The 17,303-nt window shown below is 38.5% G+C and carries 20 protein-coding genes and 1 pseudogene; 16 read left to right on the forward strand and 5 right to left on the reverse strand.

The window, feature by feature from the left end; all coding sequences use genetic code 11:
* Positions 1-23 precede the first annotated feature (23 nt).
* Positions 24-1,652 carry an ABC transporter substrate-binding protein gene (locus QNH17_RS14450; RefSeq protein ID WP_283879318.1) on the forward strand — a complete coding sequence of 543 codons (1,629 nt, stop codon included), beginning with the start codon at positions 24-26 and terminating at the stop codon, positions 1,650-1,652.
* A 185-nt stretch (positions 1,653-1,837) separates the two neighbouring features.
* Here the strand turns inward: QNH17_RS14450 and QNH17_RS14455 are convergent, their stop codons facing one another.
* On the reverse strand, positions 1,838-2,407 hold the full coding sequence (locus QNH17_RS14455) for a dihydrofolate reductase family protein (protein WP_283879319.1): 570 nt from the start codon (positions 2,405-2,407) through the stop codon (positions 1,838-1,840).
* A 396-nt stretch (positions 2,408-2,803) separates the two neighbouring features.
* Between QNH17_RS14455 and QNH17_RS14460 the strand changes: the two genes are divergently transcribed.
* From QNH17_RS14460 to QNH17_RS14470, 3 genes are all read left to right on the forward strand, one after another.
* On the forward strand, positions 2,804-3,397 hold the full coding sequence (locus tag QNH17_RS14460) for a thermonuclease family protein (RefSeq protein ID WP_283879320.1): 594 nt from the start codon (positions 2,804-2,806) through the stop codon (positions 3,395-3,397).
* 90 nt (positions 3,398-3,487) lie between these two features.
* Positions 3,488-3,814 (forward strand): hypothetical protein, encoded by a 327-nt coding sequence (locus QNH17_RS14465; protein WP_283879321.1) that lies wholly within the window; start codon positions 3,488-3,490, stop codon positions 3,812-3,814.
* A 44-nt stretch (positions 3,815-3,858) separates the two neighbouring features.
* Positions 3,859-4,209 carry a rhodanese-like domain-containing protein gene (locus tag QNH17_RS14470; protein ID WP_283879322.1) on the forward strand — a complete coding sequence of 117 codons (351 nt, stop codon included), beginning with the start codon at positions 3,859-3,861 and terminating at the stop codon, positions 4,207-4,209.
* 113 nt (positions 4,210-4,322) lie between these two features.
* On the opposite strand, the gene QNH17_RS14475 is transcribed toward QNH17_RS14470, so the two are convergent.
* A complete protein-coding gene (locus tag QNH17_RS14475) occupies positions 4,323-4,925 on the reverse strand; it encodes a hypothetical protein (RefSeq protein ID WP_283879323.1) in 603 nt (200 codons plus the stop codon).
* Between the two features lie 151 nt (positions 4,926-5,076).
* Here QNH17_RS14475 and QNH17_RS14480 point away from each other — a divergent pair, with 151 nt between their 5' ends.
* The 3 genes from QNH17_RS14480 to QNH17_RS14490 all read left to right on the forward strand — a co-directional run bounded on the left by QNH17_RS14480 (position 5,077) and on the right by QNH17_RS14490 (position 7,245).
* A complete protein-coding gene (locus tag QNH17_RS14480; protein WP_283879324.1) occupies positions 5,077-5,655 on the forward strand; it encodes a hypothetical protein in 579 nt (192 codons plus the stop codon).
* 120 nt (positions 5,656-5,775) lie between these two features.
* Positions 5,776-6,207, forward strand: coding sequence for an aminoglycoside 6'-N-acetyltransferase (aac(6'), locus tag QNH17_RS14485; RefSeq protein WP_349632577.1), 432 nt, complete (start codon positions 5,776-5,778; stop codon positions 6,205-6,207).
* A 339-nt stretch (positions 6,208-6,546) separates the two neighbouring features.
* A complete protein-coding gene (locus QNH17_RS14490; protein ID WP_283879325.1) occupies positions 6,547-7,245 on the forward strand; it encodes a YjjG family noncanonical pyrimidine nucleotidase in 699 nt (232 codons plus the stop codon).
* Between the two features lie 49 nt (positions 7,246-7,294).
* Here the strand turns inward: QNH17_RS14490 and QNH17_RS14495 are convergent, their stop codons facing one another.
* Entirely contained in the window at positions 7,295-7,834 is a 540-nt protein-coding gene (locus QNH17_RS14495) for a hypothetical protein (RefSeq protein WP_283879326.1), read from the reverse strand.
* Positions 7,835-8,141: 307 nt separating this feature from the next.
* On the opposite strand from QNH17_RS14495, the gene QNH17_RS14500 reads away from it, so the two are divergent.
* Complete coding sequence (locus QNH17_RS14500; RefSeq protein WP_283879327.1) at positions 8,142-8,627, forward strand: DUF2975 domain-containing protein; 486 nt, start codon at positions 8,142-8,144, stop codon at positions 8,625-8,627.
* A gap of 185 nt (positions 8,628-8,812) precedes the next feature.
* On the opposite strand, the pseudogene QNH17_RS14505 reads toward QNH17_RS14500, so the two are convergent.
* Positions 8,813-9,461 (reverse strand): annotated as a pseudogene (locus QNH17_RS14505) (AAA family ATPase); the annotation flags it as partial.
* 327 nt (positions 9,462-9,788) lie between these two features.
* Between QNH17_RS14505 and rpsI the strand changes: the two are divergent.
* The 8 genes from rpsI (at position 9,789) to pqqE (ending at position 16,612) form a co-directional block, all read left to right on the forward strand.
* Entirely contained in the window at positions 9,789-9,854 is a 66-nt protein-coding gene (gene rpsI / locus QNH17_RS30030) for a 30S ribosomal protein S9 (protein ID WP_481858624.1), read from the forward strand.
* A gap of 353 nt (positions 9,855-10,207) precedes the next feature.
* Positions 10,208-12,136: an outer membrane protein assembly factor BamB family protein gene (locus tag QNH17_RS14510; RefSeq protein WP_283879328.1), complete on the forward strand. Its 1,929-nt coding sequence runs from the start codon at positions 10,208-10,210 to the stop codon at positions 12,134-12,136.
* 114 nt (positions 12,137-12,250) lie between these two features.
* A complete protein-coding gene (locus QNH17_RS14515; protein ID WP_283879329.1) occupies positions 12,251-12,715 on the forward strand; it encodes a hypothetical protein in 465 nt (154 codons plus the stop codon).
* Between the two features lie 467 nt (positions 12,716-13,182).
* Entirely contained in the window at positions 13,183-13,437 is a 255-nt protein-coding gene (locus QNH17_RS14520; protein ID WP_283879330.1) for a hypothetical protein, read from the forward strand.
* Positions 13,425-14,351, forward strand: coding sequence for a pyrroloquinoline quinone biosynthesis protein PqqB (gene pqqB, locus QNH17_RS14525; RefSeq protein WP_283879509.1), 927 nt, complete (start codon positions 13,425-13,427; stop codon positions 14,349-14,351). The genes QNH17_RS14520 and pqqB overlap by 13 nt, the downstream gene beginning before the upstream one ends.
* 5 nt (positions 14,352-14,356) lie before the next feature.
* Positions 14,357-15,103 (forward strand): pyrroloquinoline-quinone synthase PqqC, encoded by a 747-nt coding sequence (gene pqqC / locus QNH17_RS14530; protein WP_283879331.1) that lies wholly within the window; start codon positions 14,357-14,359, stop codon positions 15,101-15,103.
* Between the two features lie 35 nt (positions 15,104-15,138).
* Entirely contained in the window at positions 15,139-15,483 is a 345-nt protein-coding gene (gene pqqD / locus QNH17_RS14535) for a pyrroloquinoline quinone biosynthesis peptide chaperone PqqD (protein ID WP_283879332.1), read from the forward strand.
* Entirely contained in the window at positions 15,458-16,612 is a 1,155-nt protein-coding gene (gene pqqE / locus QNH17_RS14540) for a pyrroloquinoline quinone biosynthesis protein PqqE (protein ID WP_283879333.1), read from the forward strand. Before pqqD ends, pqqE begins: the two co-directional genes overlap by 26 nt.
* A 62-nt stretch (positions 16,613-16,674) precedes the next feature.
* Here the strand turns inward: pqqE and QNH17_RS14545 are convergent, their stop codons facing one another.
* Positions 16,675-17,055 carry a YkvA family protein gene (locus tag QNH17_RS14545; protein ID WP_283879334.1) on the reverse strand — a complete coding sequence of 127 codons (381 nt, stop codon included), beginning with the start codon at positions 17,053-17,055 and terminating at the stop codon, positions 16,675-16,677.
* Positions 17,056-17,303 lie beyond the last annotated feature (248 nt).

Raw genomic sequence — 17,303 nt, forward strand, 5'->3', positions numbered from 1 at the left:
AAAGAGTTTAATAGGGGGACATTATGGGTTATCTAAAGAGAACAGTAAGTTTATCCGCTATCGTCTTATCATTGGCTTTAACAGCATGCTCAGGGCAAAGCAAGACTTCTTCGACTGCTTCAAATGGTCAAGCATCAGGTAGCAAAACCATGTATCTGGGAATGGTTAATCCGCCGATTAATTTCAGCACGATTAATTCCTCGGACATCGCTTCCGGATTTATTGAAAAGTTTATGTTTGATTCCTTCTTAGAAATGACAGGTCCGCAACAGTTTGTCCCAAAATTGGCGGATTCCTTTGAAACGACCGATAATCAAACCTTTACAATCAAGTTGAATAAGAATGCGAAGTGGTCGGATGGAAAACCTGTAACAGCGGAGGATGCCGCTTTTACCTTTAACTTAATTGCAAACCCAAAGGTTGAAACCACTGTCGGCACCTATATCTCAGTTTTTGATGGTCTTGATGAAACAGGCAAGTTAAAAGAGGGACAAACTCAAATTCCTTCGGTAAAGGTTATCGATCAACAAACAGTTGAATTTAAAACGAAAACACCTGTTGATCCGAATATGGTTAAGGAACAACTGGGCTCCAAATTAATGATTCTGCCAAAACATGTTTTAGAGAAGATTGCGCCAGCTGATTTATCAAAGGATCCATTCTTCACCAAACCTACTGTCACCAATGGCGCCTATAAGTTTGTTCAATATAAAAAGGATCAATATGTGGAATTTGTAAGCAATCCAGACTATTATTTAGGAAAACCAAAGACGAATAGTCTGTTTGTTAAAATTATGCCTGCTCCAAACCTAGTGGCCCAGCTTCAGACTGGAGAGCTTCATATGAACGTTGCTGCAGGAATCGGAAAGATTCCGGCTCAGGACTATGAAACTGTTGAAAAGTTTAATAATGTAAAAACGAAAGAGGAGCCAACGATTGGTTTTCAAACGATGATGTTTAATACCACAAAAATAACAGATGCCAAAGTACGTCAAGCCCTTGTTTACGCCCTCGACCGTGAAAAATTCGTAGATAAGCTATTAAAAGGAAAAGGGGAAATTGTAGATGGGCCGTATACTTCGGTCAGTCCTTACCTTGATAAGGATTTAGAAAAATTCACCTACGATCCGGAGAAGGCAAAACAATTGTTGAAGGAAGCTGGCTGGGACTTTAACCAGACTCTTCAATTAGTAGTCCCAATCGGTAATAAGGTCCGTGAGCAGTCTGCCGATATTATTACCCAAAACCTAAAGGACGTGGGAGTAAAGGTTAAAGTCACAACGTACGATTTCCCGACCATCATGCAAAAAGGAAAAGCCGGAGAATTTGATTTGTTATTAATGGGCTTTACCTTTACTTTGGATCCGGAAATATCAACTCTTTATAGTAAGGCTGGTTCCTATAACTTTATGAGATATAATAATCCAAAGTCAGATGAGCTACTGTTAAAAGGACAATCAGAAGCTGATCCAGTAAAGAGAAAAGAAATTTATAATGAACTGCAAGCGATTTGGGAGAAAGATGTTCCAATCATTTCACTTTACTCAGACTATGATTTTGCAGCCATTTCTAAACAAGTAAAATTTGGAGAGCCAAAGATATTCGGATTCCATAATAAGATACAGGACTGGTCACTTGTGGGTGCAGAATAAGTAACCCAACAATCAATGAAAATAAGAGCTATCAAAATGAAACATAAACTTGTTTCTTTTGATGGCTCTTTTGTTTTTAAATTAACTTAAATAAGATATTGCTTGAGCTAATCTTGTAATGATCTCGGAGGGAGGAGATTTTCGATCAATCCATTTGTAACCTATCTTTTGGGTGAGAGATATTATTAGTCACCATTCCAATGATAGATTATTTGCACAACGCCAGACGAGAATGTTCTTGTATTTATCATTTTTAAATTTATTCTCTGTTTTATATCAATAAACATCGGTTTTCCTTCTCCCAAAACAACAGGGTGAATAGATAATCTAAATTCATCAATAAGCCCTAAATTTATTAAAGTTGTAATGAGACTTGCTCCACCATATAGCCAGATGTCTTTACCAGACTCTTTCTTCAATTTATTTACTACTTCAAGAATATTTTCATTTATAAATATTGCTTGATTATCAGTCTTTTTTTGTGTTTTGGAAAACACATATTTCTTTTTACTATGAACTAATTTCCAAATTTCCTTTTCGGTATCAGAGTTTTCACTATTTGGAAAATATTGTCCCCATAATTCGTAGCTTTTTCTACCATATAGAATAGTATCAATTTGATTCAAAAAATTAGTGAACCCCATATCAGGGTCCATAATGCACCAATCAACCTCTCCATTTTTCCCTTCAATAAAACCATCTAAAGTAACTGCTAAATCTAAAATTATTCTTCTCTGTTTTATGTTATTAGCCATAACTCTTCATCCTTTTATCATTCAGATTTTGATTCTTCTGCCCTGTTGAATAAGGATTACATAACAAATTTAGATAATCGTAGGCTATACCAATGCCGAATGTTTGTTCTTATCCTGATTTTATCAATAATTCGGAGAGGTATCAACTATCAACATTCAAGCTTTAACCTACCCTGTCCTTTTTCGCTTTTTATTTCTATATAGAAGAGAGCGGATGAAATCTCAGGGAATTGGAATAAAGAACTAGCAGAATCACAGAGCGAACCCCGATGTGGCAAATTGACAACTTGGCTATTCAAATGGAGTCTGATTATCGTTCAAGTGAACGTATTGAACAGACTAGTTTGAACCAGCAAAACCAGAGAGTAGAAGGGAGAAACTAAGGAGGAGTGGAACATGAGGAAAAAATTAACGGGTGGAGCCTTCATTGTAGCAGCATCACTTTTTGCTGTTCATCCTTTAGAAACAATCACAGGTGAAAATAGTCCTGTCAACCATACTGCTAAGGATGTGCATACAGGAGAAGTGGTAGATAGGGTTCGTGAGCAAATTCCTATTACACTAGTAGAAACCATTGATGGGGATACAATTAAGGCAAGAGTAAAGGGGAAGGTTGAGACCGTTCGTTATTTATTGGTCGATACCCCTGAATCTAAAAGGCCAGGTATGTGCGTCCAGCCATTTGCAGAGGAAGCTTTCCAAAGAAATAACGAGTTGGTTAAAGACGGAAGTCTATCATTGGAGGTGGAGGAGGGACCGTCAAGAGATTCCTACGACAGATTACTAGCATATGTTTATGTGGACGGAATGTCCGTTCAAGAAATGCTGATCAAGGAAGGTTATGCACGTGTGGCTTATATTATGGATCCACCCTATAAATATCTTAAATTATATAAAACAGATGAAAATCTAGCTAAGAAGAATAAATTAAGGATTTGGGGCACCAAGGACTATGTGTCATATAAAGGGTTTATTGGGTGTGTACGATAAGGTAAAAGAGCTCTAATATGCTAAAATTAGGGCTTTTTTTATTGAAAATGGAAAATAAAACCACTATAGTAAAGTGGGAGGAGATTATATATGAAAACGTTCGATTTTAAATCTGGAGCAAAGGTAATGGTTGACGAGAATCAGATAATCATTGAAAGATCTGGCGGAAAAAGCGCGATGAAAGGTTTGTTCGCCGGGAGAGCAATGGGACAAATGGCAATAAAAATGTCAGCGCTAACAGGATTGATATACTACGCGGATTACTTGGTGATCTGTGCATCTGGACTACCTTCGCCTAACGATTTCAAAATAACAAGCATACCTGAAATTAAACAGTATCCCAATTGTGTGGTTGCAAAAGAGCAAGAATTAGAAGAACTCTATCAATACCTTAAGGGTTTTATCAAACAAGGATAGAAAAAAATCTTTTTCAAAATTCAATAATTAAAGGAGTATTCAACATGACAATTAAAGTAATTTCACCCAAAGATTTTGATGAGAAACTTCAAAATAATGAACCAATCTTCCTCCTAGATGTACGTGCTGAAGAAAAATACAATGATTATCATATTGAAAATCCAAATATCGAGAATCAGAATATCCCTAAAAATATAATCTTTGACCTTGATAAGAATGGAGAAGAAGAGCTGCAATCTTTGCCTAAAAACAGCGACATTGTCATAACCTGTACAACCGGAAATTCCGCCAGAAAATGTGCAGAAATTTTATCCAAAAAAGATTACCAAGTTACATTACTTGATGGTGGGATTACCGCTTGGAAACAATACACAGACACAAAACATAAAGACTGATAGAAAACATCAAAGGGTAGTCAAACAAGGATAGGGTCAGATCTTCAACGTGCTAACACTTAGCGCACGGAGGGTCTGGCCCCATTTTCAATTTTCCCGTTCCACCGATTTTGTCAGTTGTTTAAAATTTTCGGCAGCATTTCGGTAACAATCTCGACATACATAGCTACTAGCATTATTATTGCGGGGATAGAAAGAATCACAAAGCTCACGTAGGCAAGTTTCAGTCTGACCTTTGATTGGTCGAACCATTTTGTAAGGTACTCAATCAGTAAGGCAAGAATGACAGATCCAATAAAAAATGATACCGAAAATAGGGCTATTCCTAACGGTGCTTGTGGACCGAATAATTCATTGCCAGGATTGGACAGAAACAATGGAGTTCCATAGATAATTAATAGGAACAAACCAAATAATAAACCTTTAACCACCCAACTTTTTCTTGAACGATGAAAAAGAAATGTGTAAATAATACTGTTTGCTAAGGTTACAGCAATGCCGAGTGTTACGATTAACAGTGTTCCTGAGAAATGAAATCCACTCGCTAGTTGAGGGAAGAAATATGCAATGATTCCCATAACTAACCTTAACAAGAGCCCAAAAATAACACCTGTAAAAAGAGCTGCAATATAACCAATACCGTACATTTTTGCCGTTCTTGCCCATCGATTGGAACTTGTTTTCTTGCCCACATCACTATTTACCTGTCCATTCATGGCAATGTCCCCTTACTTAAATAAAATGGCTAATACAATATTTAGTATATTCAGACTCTTTCGTCCTAACAATTGGAATGTTAATAAGACATACTTAACCATGTAATGCCCAGACTTTTCGTGTGATTTCTTTCATAAGGGAGGAATAATGATGTCGAAACTCAATGTTCGTTATGGCCAACTATCGGATTTAAATGGAATGATTCAATTGGACCGAAAGTTATACCCTCAAGATTGGCAAGTTGAGCGTGCATTTGTAGAACGATTACTTGAACGAAACAATAGAGTGTATAAAATTGTAGAGGACAATGGAGAGTTAAAAGGTTATAGCAGTTTAATCCCTTTAGATAAAAGAACGTATGATCGATTATTATCGGGTCAAATAGATGAATCAAGAATTTGTCATCACGCGTTAGCGTATAAGAAAGAGAGAGAAGTGTATATTTATTTATCTTCGATGATAGTTGATATCTTTCATGAAGACAGGAAGAAATACAGTAAGGCATTAATTATGGAATTGCTGGATTGGATCCAAGATATTCAGGAAACTGGAGTCGTGATAAAGGAATTTGGTATGATCGCGATTACAGAAGCTGGGAATCGAATCTGTCAACGTTTGGGATTTAAAAAGGCAGGGGAAGTAAAAGAGCATGGTGAAACCTACAATATATATAAAGGAACGGTTGAGGATGTTAGAAATGGGATAAAAGTAAAACAAATGATGGGATGAAGGGGAAAAGATCGATTGTTCGAAGTGCCTAACACCTTTGGTGCTTAGATACATTTATAATTAATAAATTGTAGAAGAGAAATCAAATAAGAAAAGCAGTTCGTTAGGAGGAATAGATATTTGGTAAAAGCCACGCAGAAGGAATTGGAGGTAATTGTAAAGTTTGCATCGATGCTTTGGCCGGAATGTGATTCAAATGAGTTGAAGGAAGAATTTAGTGAATTATTACATGACCAAGATGCTGCAATTTTTTTAGCAAAAGAAGGAACGGAATTTGTTGGATTTGCTCAATGTCAGCTTCGGAAGGATTATGTGGAAGGAACGGAAAGTAGTCCAGTGGGATATCTCGAAGGAATTTTTGTACAGGAGGGCTTTCGAAGAAAAGGGATGGGAAAACAGCTTTTGGCAGCCTGTGAAATTTGGGCAAAGGAACGGGGCTGTAAAGAATTTGCAAGTGATCTGGAACTAGATAACATAGATAGTTTAAGATTTCATCTGAAGAGTGGATTTCAGGAAGTCAACCGAATTATTTGTTTAACGAAAAAATTATAAAAATCGAACCTTTTTTCCACAGAGATTCGTTCAAAATATTTCATCGGTTTGAAGTGAACCTACAAAACTTTACCAAACTATCCTAACTTTAGGGATAGTTATTCGTTGTAGTACATTGGAGTTAGGGAGTGAAATCGTGGGTTTATTTCAAGAGGAGGATATCCAATGTTCAAAGTGCCTGACACCTTTCAGTTTTTAGTTGGTGCTTAGGCACTTTTTTCTTTTTATTGAACTCCATAGATATTCCAAAAGGGAAGATTCTATGGGGTAAAATTGATGGCACTTGGCGCTTTTGTACGTTAAAATAAAACGGTATTAATGGTCAAAGGGGAAATGATCTTGAATAAATATCAAACCATACTTTTCGATGTAGATGATACGTTATTGGACTTTGCTGCAGCTGAAGCGCTAGCCTTGAATCTGTTGTTTGAAAGTCAGAATATCCCGCCAACAAAGGAAATGGAAGACAGTTATAAAAAAATAAATCAAAGACTGTGGAGTTTGTTTGAAGAAGGAAAAATATCCAGAGACGAAGTGGTCAATACTCGTTTTTCCCTTTTATTTAAGGAATTAGGACAAATAGCGGACGGTGTTTTATTAGAAAAGAACTATCGGGGCTATTTAGAGGAAGGCCACCAATTAATTAGTGGTGCATTTGAATTGGTTTCAGCACTTCAGAACCATTATGAATTATTCATTGTCACTAATGGTGTTTCAAAAACACAGGATAAGAGATTGCGTGACTCCGGCCTTCACCCGTTATTTAAGGAGATTTTTGTCTCGGAAGATACAGGTTTCCAAAAACCAATGAAGGAATTTTTTGATTATGTGTTTGATCGAATTCCTAATTTTTCACCAGAACAAGCTTTAATCATCGGTGACTCACTAAGCTCTGATATTAAAGGCGGACAGCTTGCTGGCCTTGATACTTGTTGGTTCAACCCGAATGCTAAACCAAACAACACTGGTATTCTTCCTACTTATGAAATCAATGATTTGAATGAGCTTTATACAATATTAAATATGAAACAAAGATAATTGATTAAATCAAATAGCCGTCATGTGACTTTTCACATGACGGACTTTTTTATTTATGGGTAGAATTATTGAGACTTTCCATTTGTTCACCAGAGGACTCCTCAATTTCAACACTTGCTTTTTCAACTGTGTCCATTTTTTTGTTATTCGTCTGAAAAATATCTTTAGATACGGTGTTAAGCTTATTAACAAAGCGATTAAAACCAAAACCTACAAAGAACGCAATGCTAATCGGAGCATAAGGAGTATCTTGATAATCAGTAAATTGAATTAAAAGAATCCCGCTTTGAATAATAGTGACAGCAACGACTGCCGTACCAGTAGCAAAAATTGGATAAAAAATATACATAATCCATTTTCGATAATCGTTTAATTCATCTTCCATATAGTGAGTACAGAACATATATAGATGCCTAAGGGAACCGCCAATGGCTCCTGCGAAAAAATAGTACAAAAAGATTTTGATATCAGAAATGAATGGAAGGAATTTTTCCAGTGCACCGGTCCCCAACATGCCGACCGCAAGGAAACTGCCAAAAAACAGAAGGGAAAGGTATGTCAAAATGACTGCTTTTAACCATCTCTTCATTAGTGACACCTCCACTTAATCCTATGTAGCTGCAGTTTGAAATGTCACTGCCTGAGACGAATTAAAGACTAAGCTACCTTAGTAAAGTTTTTTGCTGTTTTAAATAAAATAATAATATTATGTAAACTTATTTGGAAATTTTAAAGTAAGAGCATTTCTTTGTAATGAGAAATGCTTTTTATTTTTTCAAAATTAAAAGGATATTTCAATAACAATAATAATATAATAAAAAATGATATTAATTTATTGTAAATCGATAAATTATATGTTAAAGTCGGATTGTCATTAAATAAGTGAGGTGTATTAAATGAATGTTAAACGAGGTTCTACCACTTTCTTAAAGGTCATTATTTTTCTGGTTGGAATTGCAGTGCTTACTTTGTGTATTTATTGGATGCCTGTGTTAACCATTAGAGATATAAAAGCACATCCAGGTGGGGATTACTCGATATATCCTCTTTTAGTATGTGCGTATGGAATCTGTATTACATTTTCTTTTTCGCTCTATCAAGTATATAAACTATTAACCTATATCGAAAGGGACAACGCTTTCTCCGAGTTATCTCTTAAATCTTTGAAGGTTATAAAAAAATGTGCTTTTACAGCCATTTTCTTCATCGTGTTAATGATAATAAGCCTTAAGGTGATTTCTATAATCAGTGGAGACGACCCAGCAGGTCCAATATCACTAAGTCTAATGTGTCTTTTAGCAACTAGTATCATTGCGGCCATTGTGGATGTACTTCAAAAGCCATTAGAAAATGACCCAGATATTAAGTCAAAAAATGATTAACGGTAGAATTTAAGGGATAGCCATTAAGCTATCCCTTCTTTACGTTTATTGATGTTATTTACTCAAAGAGCACAATTGAGAATTTCATTGATATTAGTAACAAAAAACACGATGTGATTTGCAAGGTTTGCACCTCAAAGGGAACCCGCTAATGGAACCCGTGATTCCTTTTGTTTTTCTCACTGTTAAAACTCCACTTCCGATTCCAAAAGATGATGAAGCATCCTTTTAGGATCATTTAAAAACTGTTTCATGATCTGAAAATGATTGGTTTCTTCAAGTTTTTTCTCTTGTATTCCATCTTCGCTCAATTCATATGAGTGAGTCTGGGTACGACATGATGATTGGTGAATGGGTTGCAATAATGAGTTGGGAGTGTTGATTTACTAAGTCATGGATTCTAGTAACCATTGACATTTGCCGTAGGGGAGAAAAAGCCGATTCAGGTTCATCTAGGATATAGATTCCATTCCCTTCAAAACGATGAACAAAGGTGGAAAAGAAGACCTCTCCATGCGATTGTTCATGAAGGGATTGTCCGCCAATCTTCGGACCGCCACCACCCTGATCTAATTCTTCAATATTCGAAGCCACATTATAAAAGCTTTCCGCACGTAAGAAGAAACCATCTTTAGGCTTATCAATCCCCTTGATCAATTTGAGATAGTTTGTTAATTCAGAGTGGGAATCAAACGTAGAAAAGTTGAAATTAAAGGATCCACCTTCTGGATTAAACCCTAATGAAACGGCGATCGCCTCCAATAAGGTAGATTTCCCCATTCCGTTCTCACCAATCAGGTAGGTAACCTTGGGATGAATGGGAAGATGATCTATTTGTAAATTAAGAACGAAAAAAATACGCTCTTTAAGGGTTAAATGTCCGCAAGTTTGTCCGCATTATTTTTGGATGGTGATTAAAATTATTTAACGAGTAATTTTTGAAACCGCATTTTTGTTTGATTTTTAAACAATATTTACTTCTATTCAATTCAAAATTGAATGGGCGGCATGATGTAAACACTTCTTTTGTTTTTCCGCCTTTTGACCGCGAAACATGTAGAATGATAAATAATCAAATTTCCAAAACACCTAAAAAAGCCCTTTAAAATAGGAATTTTTTGGTACTATATTGTTTTGTGTTTCTTCCTATTATATATATGAATTAAAGAACGTAAAAAATACGGTCTTAAAGGGGCTCGTCGTGCGCCTCAGTTCTCAAAAAGTTAATATAGGTGTTTCAAAGACTCTCAGTCATTGGCTAGGGGTCTTTTATTATGCTTAAAATGGATAATTGGTCGTACAACAGTTCAATTAAACTTTTGATAAAAAAACATTTGATCATTAAGGGGATTGGTCATCGTTTATGAGGTAAAGTGAAATTCATCGAAAACTAATCATTCGCATTATAAAAAGAGGGAAGGAAGAATTATTCATAATTTGCATAATCTATTGTGCCTTAGGTAATTATACCAATGTTCTTATAAAAATTAGAATGTCTTAAGGAGGTTTAAAGACTCTAAATGGAGTAATTCATCATAAAAAATCAATTTATTATTTCATAATGTCAGGAGGGTACTTCCGTGAAGCGATTTTTAAAGTCGTTAGGTTTAGTTTTGCTAGCGAGTATGGTTATAGTTGGCTGTCAATCGAATAATGACAAGAATAATGCAAAAAACAAAGAAGAAACCAAGGAATCCAACCGTGCAAATCAGGAAGATGAGAAAGGATTCCCAAATTGGGGGTATGACCTTCAACATACCCGACATGTGCCCTATAAAGAGATTACAAAAGATAATGTGAAAAAAATGGGGATTGCATGGCAGCAGGATATCTTAGATTGGAATAAGGATGTTCCAAATTTACAAGAAGATTTCCCTGTCGTCCACGACGGGGTCATGTATGTGACTAGTTCGAAAAATCATGTGTTTGCAATCGATGCCGCAAGTGGAAAGAAGCTTTGGGCATGGACACCGCCCAAGGACGTACTTGATCATATTAATGGTTTGCCATGGCAGTCCAATGTGGCGAGTAGGGGTGTCGCAGTGGCCAATGGGAATGTATTTGTCTTGATGATAGATAATCGGCTGGCCAAACTTGATGCGAAGAACGGAAAACTGATAAAAATGGTCAACTTTTGGGATCATGAATCTACTATTACGTTAGAGAACAGATATTATGAATCTTCAGCTCCAATGTATTATGATGGCAACGTTTACGTTGGAAGCAGCGGTGGTGATAATGGTACAAGAGGTTTTGTTTGGGCGTTTAAAGCAGATACTCTGGAACCGCTGTGGAAAGAGCCGTTTTGGACCGTTCCTAAAAGAGGAACGGGTTGGGCGAAAGGTAAATATACGGGCGGAGGTTCCGTATGGACACCGATGTCGTTTGATCCAGATACAGATATGATGTATTTTGCAGTAGGAAATCCAGCTCCGGACTTTTATGATGCAGATAGAAAAGGAAAAAATCCATATACCGATTCTATCACTGCTTTAGATAGTAAAACAGGGAAGTTTAAATGGTCATCTAGTCAAGTTGATCATGATATATGGGATTATGACGCTGCTGCGACACCGATGATTCTCAATGCAAAGGTCGGTGGGAAAAAGCAAAAGGTTGTGGTAGAAGGCGGTAAGAATGGAAAATGGTATGCTTGGGACGCAAAAACAGGGAAAACCATTTATGATGGGGTACCTTTTGTAAAAATTCAACATTCGGACGTACCAAGCGATGAGAGTAAAGCTGTACTTCAATGGCCAGGAACGCCAGGTGGAGAAAGCTATGCTCCACAGACTTATGACCCTGAAACCAACTATGTGCTTATACCAGGTATTAATAGCCCTAATTTAATGGTAGCGGCTAAAGATGCAAAAGAGATTGCAAAAGATAATAATACCTTCCCAGGTACAAAGATCCTTCCTTTGCCAAAGGATGTTGATGTTTCTGGTACCATTACTGCAATTGATATGAATACAGGGAAAAAAGTATATCAAAATAAAACGGACGATCCGATGTATGGCGGATTCACAAGTACGGCCGCCGGTCTTGCTTTCTACGGGGAATTAGATGGAAAGGTAAATGCTCTTGATATTAAAACAGGTAAAGTATTATGGAGTATGCAAAGTGGAGGAAAACAAATCAAAATGGCACCTTCCATATATACCGTTGACGGCAAAGAATATGTTGCAGTCATTACTGGTGGTACGAAGGTTGTTGTTTATGGTCTCGGAGGTAAGTTAAAACCTGGAGTTATAAATAAAAATGCAAAATTACAAGGGGAAGCAGACGTTGTTATCGATCCGGAAAAGGTTTACAAAAGAAGTTGTATTTCCTGTCACGGGGATAATCTTCAAGGCGCAACAGCACCTAATCTTCAACACATAGGTAAAACTATGTCTAAAGAGGACATTTTGAATAAAATTCTTAATGGTGGCGACCGCATGCCAGCAGGTATGGCCAAAGGTAAAGAGGCAGAAGCACTAGCAGAATGGCTATCTAAAAAGAAATGATTATTACTTTAGAAACAATCTGATTCCCTGATTCGGACTCAGATTGTTTCTTAAAAGGATAATTATAAATTGGCGAAACATCAGATATACACGAAAAATAAGGATGGTGGTAAAATGAGGAAGTTACCGATTTATACCGTGCGATTCATTGGTGTCGCCTTATGTATTTCTTTACTCTTTGGATTTGCCTACCCAACTTTAACCAATGCTCAATCAAGTAAAGGCTTAGGTTCATCCGAGGATAACGGAATCAGGTTAACCATCAATGACTATTCGATAATAAACCACGGCCAAGACATTCAGCTGCATTATACGATCACCTCAAATTCAAATATACAAGTTAGTTCGAATACTAAAAGTTTGATTACAAACCCGTATATTTGGATTGGGAATACGTTAATTCGTGAGGAATCAGAATCGTTTAAGAAAATAAGTAATAATGAGTATAAAGGAACGATATTAGCACAGCTGCAACATTACAGATCAGATAATTCTGAATTGTCATTTCACACACATGGAATAATGAATCAAACGGGTCAATGGACAGTTAATTTTAAGATAAAGAGTAGTCAGTACTGAGGTAGAAAGAGAAAAAATTAACTGAAGAAGAGTTGCCTGTAAAACAACGAGAGTTAGATTATTTAATAAATCATTATATTAGTAAGCAGATAATCATAACGTAAACAACCTGAGTTCAATCATTATCCGGACTCAGGTTGTTTCTTTTTTGTTCTTGTCCCTTTTTGCAATATATTGCAAAATCCAATACCACATTAGGACAACTTCTTGTCTAAATTTTGGTTATTTTGAGATATTTATCTACATATGATTATTTTGAAAGGGAAAATCAGACACTCCCGCGCAGGTGAGAATCTTCATTGTGAGTGTCATGAAAGGGGGTATCTAACATGTGGGTGAAGCCTGAGTATAAAGTGATCAATACATCTCCTGAGGTGACAATGTATGCCTATATTGGCTAGCAGCACAGCCATCTTGCCTCTTATGCATGCTTTTAATAGTTTAATAAATCAACGGAGGTAGGGCATATGAAAATAAATCGTTACCTAAAATCAATGATTGGCGCGATGATTGGGTGTGCAATAGCCGGAGGATGGCTGGCCGTCGATCTCCTGCTCCCAGATCCTGTGGGTGACTATCTCCTGTATCCCCTCATGGCTGTAGTGAATATGGCGATTGGGTGGCAAGTTGCAAGGGCATTAGGCAAACCTAAGGATATTGGCAAAGTAGGTGTTCAAGTCTCCAGTGAAAGGACTGAAGCCAAATTCGAATTAGAGTCTTAGGAGCAGCGGCCGGTGGCGGTTTTCCGCAGTGGAACTGTGCATGTCCAAATTGCCATAGTGTCCGCGAAGGAAACGATTCGCTCCAGCCGTTATTACAATCATCGCTTGCTGTAAGTGCGAATGAAAAGGATTGGTATCTCATCAATGCGGGACCGGATGTTCACAAACAGATTGAATCGTTTACTGCTCTGCATCCGGGTCCAGGTATAAGAGAGACTCCGCTGGCTGGTGTTATTTTAACCGACGCCGAGTTCGATCATACGATTGGGTTATTGTCATTACGGGAGGGTTCTTGTTTAACCATCTATGGAACTGAGACTGTACGAAAGAGTTTGCAGACGTTTTTTCCAGTATTACCCCTACTGGAAAACTATTGTTCATGGGAATGGCAGTATCTTCACCCTGATCATCGCAAGCGGATAGGACCTCCAGGTGTAGGAAAAGAAGAAAAAATCATCATCGAGACGGTCCCCGTTTCTAAAAAACCGCCGCTTTATACCCGGTCAAACAAGGAGGAGAAGGACCCGGAAGATTTTTGGGAGGTCGGGCTAGTTCTTCATAATGAGAGGACCGGCAGAAGCCTTGCTTACTTTCCTACTTTGGAAAGGATCACCCCAGCTATAGAAGCTTGCTTTCAGAAGGCGGATATCTTGATGGTTGACGGAACCTTTTGGTCAGAAACTGAATTGGTTGAGATGGGGGCAACCAAGCGCGATGCAAGAAGTATGGGACATTTACCAATTAGCGGTCCATCGGGCATTGCTGAAAAGCTAGCCACATTCTCAGCCAAGCGGAAAATCCTGATTCACATTAACAACAGCAACCCGATTCTAAAGAAGGACTCAATGGAAAGGCATACATTGGAACGGCTTGGTATTGAGATTGCCTATGACGGTATGGAAGTGGAGGTGTGAACATTTTGAATCAAGGTGATTTCCCAAGCCTAGAAAAGGTGTTAAATGAAACAGAGGAAGAACTATGGACGAGGGATGAATTCACAGAGCAATTAAAAGCTGTCGGGAGTTCCTTCTATCATGACAAACATCCATTTCATGTAGCGATGCATAAAGGGAAATTAAGCAGAGAACAAATTCGCGGTTGGGTGGCTAACCGGTACTATTATCAAATATCTGTTCCGATTAAAGATGCAGCTATTCTTTCTAGGCTGCCGTCAAGGGATATGCGCCGTGAATGGATTGGGCGAATCATTGACCATGACGGAACGCAAGGGGAAGAAGGTGGAATTGAAGCATGGCTTCGGCTTGGTGAAGCTGTGGGGTTATCCCGGGAAGAAGTAACACAGGAAGTCAGAGTCGTTCCCGGTGTTCGATTTGCCGTGGATGCTTATGTAAACTTCGCGAGGACAAAACCATGGATCGAAGCCGTCGCTTCCTCCCTAACCGAATTGTTTTCTCCTGATTTAATGTCAAAGAGAATAAAAATCCTTGAGCGGCTTTATCCGTGGATTGACCGTGCAGGTCTGGAATATTTTCAAAATCGCCTTTCACAGGCGCCGCGTGATGCCGATACAGCCCTTAGACTTGTGTTAACCTATTGCCAAACTCCGAACGATCAAAGGCGGGCTGTTGCCGCACTGCGTTTCAAGTGTGATGTGTTGTGGGCACAGCTTGATGCCATCGAAAACGCATATCCCCTGTATGAGTGAACGATGGTTTTATCACACCGAAGAATAAAAGAAAGGTGGTGGAGTCAATTTTAGCTGACAGTATTCCAAGACTCGCAGCAAAGGCGCGATTAAAATTTGATAAGGTGAGGGAAAAGAATCTTCTTTTGTTACCGGAAAAGGTCGTGGTCTTGAACGAAGCGGCTGCATCTATTCTTACTTTATGTGACGGGAGACAAACCGTGAACACCATCACTGAAAAAATAAGGGCCTCCCTGCAGGCAGACACAGAAACAGCAGACACAAGTGCTCTGCCTGATTTGATAACGATGAAGGCTGATATTTCTGAGTTTCTCCGGGAGATGGAGGATCAGGGTTGGGTGGTGATCCATAATCATGGTTCAGTCGATAACAAAGAATAATAATGGGGTTCCCCCCCCATATTCCTTGGTCGCGGAGCTAACTCATCGCTGTCCTTTGCATTGTCCATATTGTTCGAACCCTTTAGAAATGATTTCAAAGGCAATGGAAATATCGGCTGGGGAGTGGTGCCGTGTTTTGTCTGAAGCTGCTGATCTGGGAGTGGTAGAAGTTCATTTTTCCGGTGGAGAACCACTTTTGCGAGGGAACGACCTGGAAGTTCTAATCCGCCATGCAAATACATTAGAGATGTATACCAATCTCATAACAAGCGGCATTGGATTAACAACTGAAAAGGCAGCCCGTCTCTGTGATGCCGGCCTGGAAAATGTGCAGGTGAGCTTTCAGGCAGGCGAAGCGCAGCTTTCGGACATCATCGGCGGCTATAAGGCTTTTGACAAGAAATGGGAAGCTTGCAAAGCGGTAAAAAACGCTGGATTGTATTTATCATTAAATGTCGTGTTGCACCGAATGAATATTGATTATTTGGATGAGATTATCAAGCTCGCCGAAGAGGTGGGTGCTGAACGTCTGGAACTGGCGAATACACAGTATTATAACTGGGCTTTGCTCAATCGGGAGCAGCTATTGCCAAGCCGTGTTCAGATTGAACGTGCCCGTGAAATCTATGAGGCCGCAAAAGCGCGCATTGGGAAAAAAATCGAAATCATTTGGGTTATTCCTGATTATTATGCTCAAGCACCTAAGCCTTGTATGGGGGGATGGGGGACGATTGGCCTAACAGTAGCACCAAATGGGGCAGTCCTTCCTTGCCCAACAGCCGGGATGATTGAGGGTTTCTCCTTTGAAAATGTTCTTGATTCGTCACTGAGGCATATTTGGAATGAATCAGAGTCTTTTAACCATTTCCGCGGTGAAGAATGGATGCCAGAACCCTGCCTTTCGTGTGAACTAAGACACCAAGACGGTGGTGGATGCCGTTGCCAGGCTTTTGCTTTAACTGGGGACGCTTATGCGACAGACCCTGTCTGCCAATGGGCTCCAAAACATTATCTGATTGAAAAAGCTGTAAAGGACGCTAATTCCAACCCCATTATACAGTCATCACCCATCATCTATCGAAGATATCAGCTAGACAGAACCGCATCAAAAAAAAACATAAAACTCTAATAAACAAATGTGATGGTAAATTTGGTGCTAAAGGGCTGCATACATAACCTTTGGCACCTTTTTTATATGACCCATTTGAAAAGAACCGTGGTCGCGATACTGATCCAAACGAGGAGAATGACAACACCTGCCGCCCAATTTTTCCGCAGCATTTTAGGCGTTCGGGAGGCCGTCACCCTGCATTCTTGCAATACTTGATTCGGTATCAGAGTGAACACTCCTAATATCCCCAAGGGAAGCAGAATAACTTCATCCAAGTAACCTAATACTGGAATGAAATCTGGATTAAGGTCTATGGGGCTTAACGCATAGGCAACAATCACTAATGAAAATGCTTTAGCGTACCATGGTGTTTTCGGATGACGGTATGCAAGATACACGATATAGATACTTTGTTTAAGATTTTGTATGAATTCTTTCCATTTGTTTATATGCTTACCCATGTCGTTTCCTTCCCTCCTTAATAAACGATCCTCGTTTTTCATCAGTCAGTCCAGATTCTTTCGAATTATTTTGCTTCGAACATCACCATTTTAAACAACTTATGCTGTCTCCGCTATTTGTGTTTTTGTTTTCTAAAGACATTATGTACATATTGTGATGTTTCCTTTAAAGATAAACGGTAATGGCCATGAATAAATGACAGGATGATTTGGAACTCTTTTAAGTAGAGTAACAATAACCCACGGTT

Source organism: Neobacillus sp. SuZ13 (assembly GCF_030123365.1).
In the GTDB taxonomy this organism is placed as follows: Bacteria; Bacillota; Bacilli; order Bacillales; family Cytobacillaceae; genus Neobacillus.

Coding starts and splice junctions, on each gene's coding strand:
- QNH17_RS14450 (WP_283879318.1), top strand. CDS start 24: ATGGGTTATCTAAAGAGAACAGTAAGTTTATCCGCTATCGTCTTATCA.
- QNH17_RS14455 (WP_283879319.1), bottom strand. CDS start 2,407: ATGGCTAATAACATAAAACAGAGAAGAATAATTTTAGATTTAGCAGTT.
- QNH17_RS14460 (WP_283879320.1), top strand. CDS start 2,804: ATGAGGAAAAAATTAACGGGTGGAGCCTTCATTGTAGCAGCATCACTT.
- QNH17_RS14465 (WP_283879321.1), top strand. CDS start 3,488: ATGAAAACGTTCGATTTTAAATCTGGAGCAAAGGTAATGGTTGACGAG.
- QNH17_RS14470 (WP_283879322.1), top strand. CDS start 3,859: ATGACAATTAAAGTAATTTCACCCAAAGATTTTGATGAGAAACTTCAA.
- QNH17_RS14475 (WP_283879323.1), bottom strand. CDS start 4,925: ATGAATGGACAGGTAAATAGTGATGTGGGCAAGAAAACAAGTTCCAAT.
- QNH17_RS14480 (WP_283879324.1), top strand. CDS start 5,077: ATGTCGAAACTCAATGTTCGTTATGGCCAACTATCGGATTTAAATGGA.
- QNH17_RS14495 (WP_283879326.1), bottom strand. CDS start 7,834: ATGAAGAGATGGTTAAAAGCAGTCATTTTGACATACCTTTCCCTTCTG.
- QNH17_RS14500 (WP_283879327.1), top strand. CDS start 8,142: ATGAATGTTAAACGAGGTTCTACCACTTTCTTAAAGGTCATTATTTTT.
- QNH17_RS14515 (WP_283879329.1), top strand. CDS start 12,251: ATGAGGAAGTTACCGATTTATACCGTGCGATTCATTGGTGTCGCCTTA.
- QNH17_RS14520 (WP_283879330.1), top strand. CDS start 13,183: ATGAAAATAAATCGTTACCTAAAATCAATGATTGGCGCGATGATTGGG.
- pqqE (WP_283879333.1), top strand. CDS start 15,458: ATGGTTCAGTCGATAACAAAGAATAATAATGGGGTTCCCCCCCCATAT.
- QNH17_RS14545 (WP_283879334.1), bottom strand. CDS start 17,055: ATGGGTAAGCATATAAACAAATGGAAAGAATTCATACAAAATCTTAAA.